We start from the raw sequence: 11,804 nt of genomic DNA, 5'->3' as shown, positions 1-11,804 counted from the left end.
CGTCGTGGATGCAGCGCGCGCACGAGACCACCCGGGTCTCGCGAGAGTCAATCCACGATGACGTCTCTCAAAGAGAGATAGCGTTTAGGGAACACTTCCCCCTGAAGGCACGGGTGGCGGCAGCGGCAGGATGAGCGGCGGCGGCTTCGGAGATTCTGGCGTGGGCTCGCCCGCGCCTCCGACTCCCCGCCGAGACTCGTCATCCTTCGGCGGCTCGATGGGCCGCCCCACGTACTGCACGTTCTCGTTGTTGCTGATGGCGAAGCGCACCAGCGTGCGCAGCACCTTGTTGCGCCGCATGTTGCCCACCACCTCCCGGAGATCCTCGTACACCGTTGGATCCTTCAGGATGCCGCCCAGCGAGCCCTCGCCCCGCGCCACCATGGAGGTGATCTGCTTGATGTCCGCCGCCGCGCTCCCCAGGTCCGCCAGCATGTTGCCCGCGTCCCCGTAGACGAGCTTGTGCACCGCGCCGTCCGGATTCTTCCTCGCGTCCTCCATCAGCACCGCGAGCTGCTCCGCCGCGGCCCCCAGCTCGCCCAGCGCCTTGGCTCCCTCCTGGCCGTAGATGAGCGCGTGCGCCGTGCCGTCGCCGTTGTGCACCTCATTGAGCAGCCCCTCCACGTGCCCCATCGCCTTCTCCATCCGCAGCGCCGTGCGCGAGGCATTCGCCAGCAACCGCTTTATCTCCTTGCCCGTCTGCTTGTCGTAGATGAGCGCGTGCAGGGCGCCGTCTCCCTTCTCCACCTCCTCGAGCAGCATCCGCAGGCTGTGAACGCTGGCGGCCAGGTCCTCGGCCACCTGGGGCTCGGCGAACTCCTCCACCATCTCGCGCACCGCGCGGCTCACCGCCACCGAGTCCTCCATCACCTGCGCCGCGTTCTTCATCAGCGAGGACATGTCCGCCCCACTCGAGCTCGGAATCTCCCCGCCCGGCGGCACCTGCGCCTGATTCGGCGAGCCGACGGTGATGTCCACCGCCTTGTCTCCCAGCACGCCCAGGCTCGACAGCCGCGCCACCGAGTCCTGACGCACCCGCTGCGCGTGCTGCGCGCTCATCCGCAGCTTCACCTCCAGCCGCTTGTCCCCGGGCTTGGAGGGGAAATCCACCCCGGCCACCCGTCCCACCTCCAGGCCGCCCAGCCACACCGGCGAGTCGTCCGACAAGCCCTCCACGTTCTCGAAGTAGGTGTGGAACGTCACCTCCTTCTCGAACATGCGCGACTCCTCTCCAATGAGGAAGACGATGAGCCCGGCCAGTGCCAACACCACCGCCACGAACGTGCCCACCCGCAGCGCGAGGCGCTTCTCCGCCAATGTGGTGCTGAAGAGGCTCATTGCGCCACCTCCTCCTGAGTCCGGAACTCCTGCCGCCGCGCATCCAGGAAGGCCCGCACCTCCGGCAGCGTGGAGTCCCTCATCTCCTCCGGCGACCCCACCTGGACGATGCGCCGGTTGGCCAGCATGGCGATCCGGTCCGAGACCGTGAAGGCACTCATCATGTCGTGCGTCACCACGATGGACGTGCACCCGAGCTGCTTCTGCATGGAACGAATCATCTGGTTGATGTTCTCGGTGGTGACAGGATCCAACCCCGTGGTGGGCTCGTCCCAGAGGATGACCTCTGGATCCGTGGCAATGGCTCTCGCCAATCCCACCCGCTTCTTCATGCCGCCCGACAGGTCCGCGGGCCGCATCTCCTCGACGCCCGGCAGGTTCACCAGCTCCAGCTTCCGGGCCACCCGCTCGCGAATCTCGTCGGGCGACATGTCCGGGAAGTGCTCGCGCAGTGGATAGGCAATGTTCTCCCCCACCGTCAGCGAGTCGAACAGCGCCGCGCCTTGGAACACCATCGCCACGTGCCGGCGCACGCCGATGAAGTCCTCCTCGTGGAAGCCGGTCAAATCCTGCCCCTCGAAGAGGATGCGTCCGGCATCCGAGCGCAGCAGCCCGATGAGGCATTTGAGCAGCACGCTCTTGCCCGTGCCCGAGCCTCCAATCACCGTGAGGGTCTCGCCCGCGTACACGGAGAGCTGCAGATCATCGAAGACGCGCTTGGGCCCGAAGGACTTCTGCAGGTGCTCGAAGCGAATGAGCTCCTCGCCCTGCTGAGGCGGCCGGAACTGCAAGCGGGGTGGGCGGTGGCGGAAGAGCATCTCGGAGTTACAGGGTGAGCTTGGTGATGAAGAAGTCAGCCAGGCAGACCGTGACGGAGGTGGTGGCCACCGTCTGGGTGGTGGCGCGGCCCACGCCCTCGGTGCCGCCCTCGACGGTGAGCCCGCGGAAGCAGCCCACCACTCCGACGATTCCCCCGAAGACGAAGCCCTTGATGACGCCGGAGATGAAGTCACTCATCAACACCGTCTGCAGCGCGCCCTGAAAGAAGAGGTGGTAGCTGATGTCGTATTGCACCTTCACCACCAGGGCGCCGGCCAGCATGCCGATGACGTCCGCGAGCACCGTGAGCGCTGGCATGAGCACCAGGCATGCGAGCACCCGGGGCACCACCAACTTGCGCAGCGGGTCCGCCCCCAGGGCGCGGATGGCATCCACCTGCTCGGTGACCGTCATGGAGCCCAGCTCCGCGGCGATGCCCGAGCCCACGCGCGCCCCCACCGTGAGGGCGATGAGCACCGGGGACAGCTCGCGGAACAGAGAGAGCACCACCACCCGGCCCACCGTGTACTGCACGCCGAAGCGCCCCAGGAAGAAGCCGAACTGCAGGGAGATGACGAGCCCCGCGAAGATGGCCGTCAGCAGGGCGATGGGCAGGGAGCGCACGCCCAGCGCCTCCACCTGGTAGACGAGCGCGGAGGGGGAGAACGGCGGGCTCACCGCGCGCACCGCCACCTGGCCCGTCATCACGATGAGCGAGCCCAGCCGCTCCAACCGCGCCCGCAGTCGCTGGCCAAAGGTGCCGACCTCCGTGCCAATGGCCCCCGCCTGAGAGGACTCCACTGGCCGGTGGTGCCGATAGTGAGGATGGTGCAGCTCGGTCCCTGTCGCCATCACACGTCCTCCGCGTGGAAGCCGCGCACCAGCGACTCGAAGCCCTCGAGCCGTTCCTCGTAGCGCCCCAGCGGCGCCACGTAGGTGAAGTCGTAGATGCACTGGTTCTTCTTCAGCACCAGGAAGAGCAGCTCCACCGGCACGCCGTCCAGCTTGGCCCGGTAGCGCGAGCGCAAACCCTCGCGCTCATCCACCACCACCTTCTGCTGCTCCAGCTCCAGCCGCTCGGTGAAGCCCATCACCAGGTGGCGGGTGAGCACGTCCAGCGGCGCGTCCTCGTGCTCGCGGCAGGTGGAGTTCACCGACAGCGCATGGCCCGTCTGCTCGGTGTACCAGGCCAGGTCGTTTTGAGAGAGCTTCACCCGCTCCCAGACATGCGGCAGCGCACCCACGCGGTAGCGCACCCCGGGCTTGGAGAACACCTGGTTCTCGAAGCGCACCCCTCGGTGGCAACCCACGGCTGGCGCGAGCAGCAACAACAGCGGAAGGACGTGGCGGACGGCTCCCCTCATCATCGCCGCGAGGGTAGGCACCCGTGCAAGGGGTGGTGAGTTCCCGCGGGAATAAAAGGTTGAATGCCTGCCACGCGGAGGGCTGCCGGACGTGCCGGGCGCACGCCGCGCCGAGCGTTCCTCCACTGGTGGACAGATGCGGATGTTAGGGCCTGAACCCTTGCTACTGGGTACTCCAAAGGAGGAGGCACCTCATGGACGGTGGGTTGGGCCTGTTCGGATTGGGATTGTTCCTGCTTTCGATTGCCCTCCTGTATGCCCGGGAGGCCTTCACGCTGGCGTGGCTGCTGTTGGCGATGGCACTCATCTCCATGGGCCTGGCCATGTCGGAGTCGCCCCGGCGCCGAGATGTTGCGTTGGGCATCGGGGTGGTGTGCGTGGTGTCGGCGCTGGTGAGCCTCGCCTTCGCGGTGTCGTGGTGGTCGGTGGTGGCCACGGCAATCTTCGGGGTGGCCTACGTGGTGCTGTGGGCGGAGTACCGCTTCTCCTACTTCCAGCACGTGTCGCAAGAGGCGGCCGGGCCGGGCACGCATCCGCTCCGGCGCTTCCGCATGCGCAAGCGGGCGTGAGAGAGCGAGGGCCCGCCGTGGCCCTCACGGCGGGCCGGTGAGGGAGCGAGCGACTAGAGCTGCCCCTTCTGTTCGAGTACCCAGAGGGTGGCGGCCACGATGTCCGGGCAGTCGTAGATGCGCTGGGCCTCGCTCACGGAGCCCCAGGTGGAGCCGCCCTTGTAGATGCGGCCGTTCTCGATGGTGGCCTGGGTGCTGCCACCCACCTCGACGGCGTAATCACTCCCGCGTTTGACGGCCCTGCCCCGAGTGCCGCCCCCCTTCTCAATGGCGATGTCCGAGCCCGAGGTGCGCACGGTGTATTGGGTGCTGCCGCCCTTCTCCACCCGATTGCCATTGCACTTGTAGTCGGCGGCAAAGGCAGGCGCCGAAGCCAGGGAGAGCACGGCGAGCAGCATCGACAGCTTCTTCACGAAACTCCTCCAAGGAATGGGACGCGCGGTCCCGCATGCCCATGGACCGGACGTAACATCGGGGCCTGACATGCCGCGTCGTAGAGGCGGACTCCCCACCGTGAGACGTCCCGCGCCCGCCTTGGCTCGCTCATACTGCGGCCCATGCCTCGCCTCGCCGCCACCGTGCTCGTCCTGTCGTTGGTGCTCCCATGGAATGCCGTGCTCGCGGCGCGGCTGGAGTTGCCTGATGGACAGAGCGTCGACCTGGAGGTGCTCCAACGACAGGTGGTGGGCCCGGGGTGCTCGGGGCGGCTGCTGGGATTGAAGGAGCACCCGTTCTCCGAGGCCCAGCTCTCGTGCGATGCCTTCCTCTCCTTCGCCCTCGTCCAGGCCTCACTCGAGGGCAAGGCGCCGCCGGACGTCCGCGAGCGGCTGAAAGCGCTCCTCACCGATGCGCTCGGCCGGGCCCGCACGCCCTTCCGCAATACGGGCAGCACACAGGTGGCCGGGTACTCGCTGCCTCGCAGCGTGTTGTACCGAGGGTTCCTGCTATTGATGCTCGCGGGACTGGAGCGCGCGGGCTTCTCGGATGAGGCGCACCGGACGCTCTTCGATGCGCTCGCGGCGCAGACGGTGGAGGCGTTCTCGAAGCAGCCGCTGCTGCCAAGCTTCGGAGAGAGCATCTGGCCCTGTGATAACGCGCTCGCGGCCTCGGGGCTGTTGCTGCACGGAAGGCTGCGGGGCAACGAGGCCTCACGTGCCGCGGGCGAGCGGCTCGCTGCTCACCTGGTGAAGCTCCTGGAGTCACCGGGCGGGTTTCCCACGCAGGTGGATGCGAAGGGACGCATCCTGAAGAAAACGCCGCGAGGGACCGTGCTGGCCTGGAGCGCCGCCTTCCTGGCGATGAGCGGACACCCGGGGGCGAGCACCTTCGCCAACGTGCTGCTGAAGGACTTCTGCGAGCGCGTCTTCCCAGGAGCCGCGGCGTGCCGTGAGTGGCCTCGCGGGGTGGAGCGGGCAGCGGATGCGGCGAGCGGCCCCATCATCGGCGGTTACGGGCAGGGCGCGACGGCGCTGGCGATCGCCGCCACACGGGCCTCGGAGGAGCTCGCCGGGTGGCACACGGACCTGCGCACCACGGCGGTGCTCGGAGGCATCCAAAAGCATGTCTCACAGCCTGGGAAATACCCGCTGGAGACAACGCTGTACGTGTGGGCCTCGGGTCTGCGATCCTGGTAGCCGGGGACGTTCGGACCTGAATGTCCCCAGATGGCCTGTTTTCTCTCAACAGGCTGGCTGTTCAGTGCTCGGACCTGGCGGGAAACTACGGTCCTCCGCTGTTGTAGAGGAACGTTGCCGCTCTTGAATCAGGGCGGTGTGGAGGAACGAATGAGTGAAGTGATCGTCGTCTCCCTGGTGGGCATGGTGGTGTTCGGAGGCCTCTTCGTCCTCCTATGCCCGGAGTGGTGGAGCAACAGCCTGGGCACCATCAAGGAGAAGCAGAAGGGCCAGGCGGCCAAGGGCTCCGAGCAGGACAAGTAGACAGCCTCACGGCTTGGGAGCGAGCCCCAGCAGCGCGTCGATGAGTGGATTGCGCTGGGGGCTCTTGCGCCAGGCCATGTAGATGGGGAACTCGCGAGCCGGCTCGGAGAGCGGCTGTGCCACCACGCCGGGCACCTTCGGCCCGCGAGGCAGCAGCGAGGCCAGCAGCGAGTAGCCGAGCCCCGCCGCAACGAAGCCGAGGATCGTCTCGGACGAGTCCGCCGCGTACATCCGCTGCGGCACCACGCCGAAGTGCGACAACGCCGCGAGCTGCAAATCCCTCAGCTGAGGATCCGAGCTGTAGGTGATGAAGGGCTCGTCTCGGAACTGCTCGGGGCTGACGGGGCCCTTGCGCGCGAGCCGGTGGTTGGACGGGAAGACGAGGAAGGCGCGCGTCTTGCCCACCTGCTGCGCCTCCAGGTCCGCGGGCACGTCGGGCAGGTGGTCCACCAACAGGTCGGCCTCACCCGAGCGCACCAGGGACACCGCGGGCACCTTCGCCTCGAAGAGGAGCACCTCGATGTCGGGCCGCTGTCCCTGCAGCCGCCTCAGCCACGGGGGCAGCAGGTGGCGCAGCGTGTGCCCCGAGGCGTGGATGCGCAACCGCCCTCCCACCGTGCCCGAGCGCAACGAGCGCTCCAGCGAGGACAAGCCCTCGTAGAACGGCGCCATGTACTCGTAGAGCGCGCGGCCTTGCGGCGTGAGCACCACGCGGTCCTTGCCCACCCGCTCGAAGAGGCGCACGCCCAGCTCGGACTCCAGCCGCTTCACCTGCTGGTGCACTCCCGGTTGGGTGATGGGGTACGGGAATGCGCGGGCCGCCCGGGCGTAACCCTCGCACCGCGCGACCCAGTAGAAGCCCTCGAGACGCTGGAGTTGAATCATTCACTGGAGCTTATCGAATGACGAGCCATTAGTTCCATGCAGTTTGCGAGGAACAGGGGCATCTTGTGTCTCGTCAACGCGCTTCCACCGGAAGCGCTCTTCCAAACGAGGTCCATCATGTCCCGCCCCAACACCACCCCCGTGCAGCAGACTCACAGTGGCGCCTGGGTCATCCAGACCTGGCTCTCCTTCGCCCTGGCGGTCGGCGTGATGGCCGTCGGCATCTACCACCTGCCCATCGACGGCTGGCAGAAGGCTTTCCTGGGCATGGGCCTGCTCTTCACCATCGGCTCCACCTTCAGCCTGTCCAAGACGGTGCGCGACCAGCACGAGCAGGAGCGCCTCACCGCCCGCATCGACGAGGCCCGCGTCACCAAGCTGCTCGCCGAGGTGGACCCTGTAAGTCTCAAGTAGTCCCACCTGCCCCCCGGTGCGCGAGGCACACCCGGACTGGTATATCCAGGGGCATGGTGTCCAGTCCCGCGCTCCCTCGTCCCGGGTCCTCCTCCGCTCCCTGGCTGGAGGAGCTCGACATCCTCATCCGCGCCCGCTACCCCCTCCTCTACCTCGTCTCGTGGGAGGAGCACCGCGTGGACTCCCTCCTCGCGGACCTGGCACGCGCGCACGGCAAGGTGCTCCTGTCCTGGTCCATCGCCCGCGGCCTGCGCTACCTGGGTGGCTCCCGCGGTCCCGCCCTCCCCGAGGACACGCGCAACCCCATCGACGCGCTCGCCGCCATCGAGAAGCTCACCGAGCCCTCCCTCGTGGTGCTCAAGGACTTCCACCCCTACCTCGAGGAGAAGTCCGTGGTGCGCGCCCTGCGCGAGCTCGCCCACTCCCTCAAGAGTACCTTCACCACTGTCATCCTCCTGTCTCCCACCCTCGTCATCCCCACCGAGTTGGAGAAGGAGGTGTCTGTCCTCGACGTCCCGCTGCCCGGGTTCCAGGAGCTGATGAACCTGCTCAAGGAGATCGTCGCGGTGGTGCGCCGCAGCAACAAGGCCAGCATCGAGCTGTCGCGCGAGCACGCCGCCCAGCTCATCCAGGCGGCCCAGGGCCTCACGCTGTCCGAGGCGGAGAATGCCTTCGCCAAGGCCATTGCCCACGACGGCAAGCTGAGCGCAGCGGACATCCGCCGCGTCCAGGACGAGAAGCGCCAGGTCATCCGCAAGAGCGGGCTGCTCGAGTACTACCCTCCGGAGCAGGACCTGGGCCACGTGGGCGGCCTGCAGAACCTCAAGCAGTGGCTCACCCAACGCACCGCCGCCTTCGGAGAGCGCGCCCGCCAGTTCGGCTTGCCCGAGCCGCGCGGCCTGCTGCTGCTCGGCGTGCAGGGCTGCGGCAAGAGCCTCACCTCCAAGGCCATCGCCGCGCACTGGAACCTGCCCCTGCTGCGGCTCGACATGGGCCGCATCTTCAGCGGACTGGTGGGCTCCTCCGAGGAGAACCTCCGCAAGGCCATCCGCGTCGCCGAGAGCATCGCCCCCGTCGTGCTCTGGGTGGATGAGATTGAGAAGGGCCTGTCCGGCGTGGCCTCCTCGGGCACCACCGACGGCGGCGTCACCGCGCGCGTCTTCGGCACGCTGCTCACCTGGCTCCAGGAGAAGACGTCCCCGGTGTTCGTGGTCGCCACCGCCAACCGGATTGAAGGCCTGCCCCCTGAGTTGCTGCGCAAGGGCCGCTTCGATGAGATCTTCTTCATCGACCTGCCCGAGGCCGCCGAGCGCCGTGACATCTTCCGCATCCACCTGCAGCGGCGAAAGCGCGACCCGGCCACGTTTGATTTGAACGCGCTGGCTACCCTGGCCGAGAACTTCAGTGGCGCGGAGATAGAGCAGGCCATCATCGCCGCGCTCTACGAGGCCTTCGGCCAGGGCGTGGAGCTGGAGCAGCGCCACATTGCCGGCGCCCTCCAGGAGACCTTCCCGCTCGCCGTCACCATGCGGGATGAGATCGTCCGGCTGCGCGAGTGGGCCCGCGGCCGCACCCGTCCTGCTTCATCGTCCGGAAATAGCGCCAGGAAGGAGTAGGCGATGTCCTCCAACAAGTTCTCCCGCTTCCTCCACCTCGAACGCTCGCGCGGCGAGAAGCCCCAGTCCGACGGACAGGTGCGGCTGCAGGACGGAGGCCGCTTCGAGTCCGTGGCCGGGCCCAGCGGCGACGTCCCTGCTTCCGTCTCCGTCCCCGAGGCTCATGTCGAGCGATTCAAGCTCCATGGGCAGACCCCGCTGGCGCTCGATGCCGAGTCCACTCGTGGACAGCTCTTTCCGCGCTGTGTCCGGTGCGAGGCCGAGAACGGCCGCTTCGCCCGCGAGTGCACCACGTGCGGCTCGGACCTCCAGTCGCCCGAGCAGCTCGCCTACAACGAGGAGCGCTGGCGCGCCCAGGCGCAGGTCGAAGCCCAGACTCGCGAGCAGGTGCAGGTCCTCCAGCAGGCCCGCGCACAGGAGGAAGCTGAGCGGCTTGCCGAGCGGCAACGGTTCGTGGAGCAGCTCCATCAGGAGCTGGTGAGGGATCGCTCGTTTCTCAGCAGGCTCCAGCCCCTCTTCGATCCGTGCCTCGGCCTGGGGCTGCTGCGGCACATTCCTCATCCGCTCGCGCGCTGGATGACGCTCGCCTCGGTCATTGGCCTGCCCGTCCTCCTCGTGCGCTTCGGCAACGGGCCCCTCCGATTGTTCGGGTTGTATCTGGGCGTGCTCGTCGTCGTGAGCTTCATTCCCACCTCGATGCTCACCGCCGGGCGCGGTGGGCGCTGGGGACGCTGGCACTGAGCTTCACTGTCAGGAACCCGCTGCTCGCTCCGTCCTCCCCGCAGGGAGGACTCCATGGTCTACGGAGAAGAGAAAGCGCGGGATATGACCCGCTCGCTGCTGCCCTCGCGGCATCGCGATTCGGCACGTGCTGAGCGCGCCCGCATCCACCGCTCCGCGCGCCGCCAGTCCCGTGTGGAGGTGGCTCAGCTCACCCGCGACCCGGAGGCCTTCGAAGACCTCGCAGGGCTCGATGATGATGCGACCGGGGACATTCGCTACATGGTGTGTCGGCGACGTCAGGCAGACAAGGTCGCCCCCTTCATCCGCTGGGCCCGCGCCATCGCCCGCCCGCTGCCCCAGCACAGCCGCCTGAGTCACCTCCGGGGCCTCGTTCCCCAGGGCGTCATCAGAGACCACGCGCTGTTCCATCTCTCGGCTGAGAAGGATTTCGAGCACCCCGCGGAGACCGCGCGCAAGGAGGCCCTGCGGCGAAGGTGGGCCCGGGACCGCAACCGCCCCCCCTCGTGGATGGAGCGCGGAGAACAGGCCGAGTTGCTGCGTACCCTCCTGCGTGCCCCTGGCGGGCACCGCGCCTTCAACCGGTTCGTCACCGGGCGCAAACTCCTGGGTCAACATGACGTGCTGCCGTTCCTCGCCGCGATGTGGGGACAGCCACGTGGCACCCGGCACGACCGGTGGACGCAACCCTCGGGTCCCTACGCCAACCAGGCCTCCTCGGTGAATAAGTTCCTCCGGATGTTCAAGAAGCACCGGGGCGATGTGGAGGCCACCGTGAACGCTCTGGAGCTCGAGTCGCGGGCCTTCTGGATGTTCGTGCTCGGGAGGCCCTCTCCATACGGAAGACCCTCACCCTAGCCCTCTCCCAAAGGGAGAGGGGACATCGCACAGGGGCAACCTGGGATGCTCGATACCCTCACCCCGTCCCTCTCCCGGAGGGCGAGGGGATATGTGCACGGTGTCAGGCGGGCTCGTCCGCGGGTTGCGCCTGCTCCGGGGTCACGTTCGTGACTTCTCCCGTTCGCACTCCCAGCCATAGCGTGTCCTGCGCTGCGGCTCCTCGCACCAGCCCCGCATCCGTCGTCGACAGGAAGACCTGCGCCCCGCTCGCCGCCAGGTAGTTCATCAGGTACGTGTTGCGCTCTGGGTCCAGCTCGCTCGACACGTCGTCCAGCAGCAGCAACGGCAGGAAGCCCATCGCCGCCTCGAGGTTCTCGATCTCCGCGATCTTCCACCCCAGCACCAACGCCCGCTGCTGGCCTTGGCTCGCGTACGCCCGCGCGCTCCTCGCGCCCAAGGTCACCGTTACGTCGTCCGCGTGCGGCCCCACCGACGTGAAGCCCCGATCCAAGTCCCTCCGAGACCTCGCCGCCAACGCCTCCCGCAACGCCACCGCCAGCGCCGCCTCGTCCGCCCCCGGGAAGTCCACGTCTCCCAGGTGCGCCGGGTGGTAGCCATAGGCCGCCGGCTCCGGCGTCCGCCCAATGGAGGCGAATGTCGCCTGTGCCCTCGGCGCCAGCTCCGCCATCAACGCCCGCCGCCGCGCGTATACCCGCGCCCCCGCCTTCGCCAGCGTCTCGTCGTAGGCGTCCAGGTACGCCGCGTCCACCGGGCCCGAGCGCAACAGCCGGTTGCGGTTCTTCAGCGCCCGCCCGTACTCACGGCTCTCCCTCAGGAACGCCGGGAAGCGGTTGAACACCGCCCGGTCCAGGAAGGCCCTCCGCGCGTCCGGCCCTCCCTTCACTACCTCCAGGTCGTCCGGTGTGAAGGCCACCACCGACACGCCCCCGAAGTACTCCTCCAGGCTCGCCGCCTTCTTCCCGTCCACGAAGGCCTGACGCACCCCGCCAGCCACCTCCACGGAGATTTCCCGCTCCGCCCCCTTGAGCAGAAAGCGGCCCGTCACCCGCGCCGACTGCGCGCCCCACCGCACCAACTCCGACAAGCGCCCCGCTCGCAGCGGCTTGAGCGTCGCCAGGAAGTAGAGCGCCTCCAGCAGGTTCGTCTTCCCCTGCCCGTTCTGCCCCACCGCGATGGACGCGTGCGGACTCGGCGCCAGGGTGACCTGGCCAAGGTTTCGGAAGTCCTGGACGTGGAGTGCCAGCAGCCGCACGGGAGGCC

Annotated in this window: 14 protein-coding genes; 7 read left to right on the top strand and 7 right to left on the bottom strand. The window is 68.0% G+C overall.

The genetic code is table 11. The features are described 5' to 3' along the window. Positions 1–84: 84 nt before the first annotated feature. The 4 genes from OV287_RS01795 to OV287_RS01780 all read right to left on the bottom strand — a co-directional run bounded on the left by OV287_RS01795 (position 85) and on the right by OV287_RS01780 (position 3,524). Entirely contained in the window at positions 85–1,338 is a 1,254-nt protein-coding gene (locus OV287_RS01795) for an MlaD family protein (protein WP_267532223.1), read from the bottom strand. Further along, the gene (locus tag OV287_RS01790; RefSeq protein WP_267532222.1) at positions 1,335–2,156 is read right to left on the bottom strand and encodes an ABC transporter ATP-binding protein; all 822 of its coding nucleotides are present in this window, start codon (positions 2,154–2,156) and stop codon (positions 1,335–1,337) included. The genes OV287_RS01795 and OV287_RS01790 overlap by 4 nt, the downstream gene beginning before the upstream one ends. A 7-nt stretch (positions 2,157–2,163) precedes the next feature. Beyond that, positions 2,164–2,862 (bottom strand): MlaE family ABC transporter permease, encoded by a 699-nt coding sequence (locus OV287_RS01785; protein WP_373371901.1) that lies wholly within the window; start codon positions 2,860–2,862, stop codon positions 2,164–2,166. A gap of 146 nt (positions 2,863–3,008) precedes the next feature. Further along, positions 3,009–3,524, bottom strand: coding sequence for a hypothetical protein (locus OV287_RS01780; RefSeq protein WP_267532220.1), 516 nt, complete (start codon positions 3,522–3,524; stop codon positions 3,009–3,011). Positions 3,525–3,715: 191 nt separating this feature from the next. On the opposite strand from OV287_RS01780, the gene OV287_RS01775 reads away from it, so the two are divergent. After that, positions 3,716–4,090, top strand: coding sequence for a hypothetical protein (locus OV287_RS01775; protein WP_267532219.1), 375 nt, complete (start codon positions 3,716–3,718; stop codon positions 4,088–4,090). Between the two features lie 53 nt (positions 4,091–4,143). Here OV287_RS01775 and OV287_RS01770 read toward each other — a convergent pair whose 3' ends face one another. After that, a complete protein-coding gene (locus OV287_RS01770) occupies positions 4,144–4,503 on the bottom strand; it encodes a hypothetical protein (RefSeq protein WP_267532218.1) in 360 nt (119 codons plus the stop codon). 144 nt (positions 4,504–4,647) lie between these two features. Here OV287_RS01770 and OV287_RS01765 point away from each other — a divergent pair, with 144 nt between their 5' ends. Further along, positions 4,648–5,724 carry a hypothetical protein gene (locus OV287_RS01765; protein WP_267532217.1) on the top strand — a complete coding sequence of 359 codons (1,077 nt, stop codon included), beginning with the start codon at positions 4,648–4,650 and terminating at the stop codon, positions 5,722–5,724. A gap of 150 nt (positions 5,725–5,874) precedes the next feature. Then, positions 5,875–6,027, top strand: coding sequence for a hypothetical protein (locus OV287_RS01760; RefSeq protein ID WP_267532216.1), 153 nt, complete (start codon positions 5,875–5,877; stop codon positions 6,025–6,027). 6 nt (positions 6,028–6,033) lie between these two features. Here the strand turns inward: OV287_RS01760 and OV287_RS01755 are convergent, their stop codons facing one another. Beyond that, on the bottom strand, positions 6,034–6,912 hold the full coding sequence (locus OV287_RS01755) for a LysR family transcriptional regulator (RefSeq protein WP_267532215.1): 879 nt from the start codon (positions 6,910–6,912) through the stop codon (positions 6,034–6,036). Between the two features lie 117 nt (positions 6,913–7,029). Between OV287_RS01755 and OV287_RS01750 the strand changes: the two genes are divergently transcribed. Genes OV287_RS01750 through OV287_RS01735 form a run of 4 tightly spaced genes read left to right on the top strand, consistent with a single transcriptional unit; the run spans position 7,030 to position 10,541 of the window. Continuing rightward, positions 7,030–7,326, top strand: coding sequence for a YiaA/YiaB family inner membrane protein (locus tag OV287_RS01750; protein ID WP_267532214.1), 297 nt, complete (start codon positions 7,030–7,032; stop codon positions 7,324–7,326). 53 nt (positions 7,327–7,379) lie between these two features. Beyond that, the gene (locus tag OV287_RS01745; RefSeq protein ID WP_267532213.1) at positions 7,380–8,942 is read left to right on the top strand and encodes a Ycf46 family AAA ATPase; all 1,563 of its coding nucleotides are present in this window, start codon (positions 7,380–7,382) and stop codon (positions 8,940–8,942) included. A 3-nt stretch (positions 8,943–8,945) separates the two neighbouring features. Next, entirely contained in the window at positions 8,946–9,683 is a 738-nt protein-coding gene (locus OV287_RS01740) for a hypothetical protein (RefSeq protein ID WP_267532212.1), read from the top strand. A gap of 54 nt (positions 9,684–9,737) precedes the next feature. Continuing rightward, entirely contained in the window at positions 9,738–10,541 is an 804-nt protein-coding gene (locus OV287_RS01735; protein WP_267532211.1) for a hypothetical protein, read from the top strand. A 103-nt stretch (positions 10,542–10,644) separates the two neighbouring features. On the opposite strand, the gene recF is transcribed toward OV287_RS01735, so the two are convergent. Then, a complete protein-coding gene (gene recF, locus OV287_RS01730; RefSeq protein ID WP_267532210.1) occupies positions 10,645–11,796 on the bottom strand; it encodes a DNA replication/repair protein RecF in 1,152 nt (383 codons plus the stop codon). Positions 11,797–11,804 lie beyond the last annotated feature (8 nt).

Origin of the sequence: Archangium lansingense (genome assembly GCF_026626635.1) — a bacterium.
GTDB lineage: Bacteria > Myxococcota > Myxococcia > Myxococcales > Myxococcaceae > Archangium > Archangium lansingense.
Note: the sequence above shows the minus strand (reverse complement) of the source record. Positions and strands in the feature narration are given on the sequence as shown.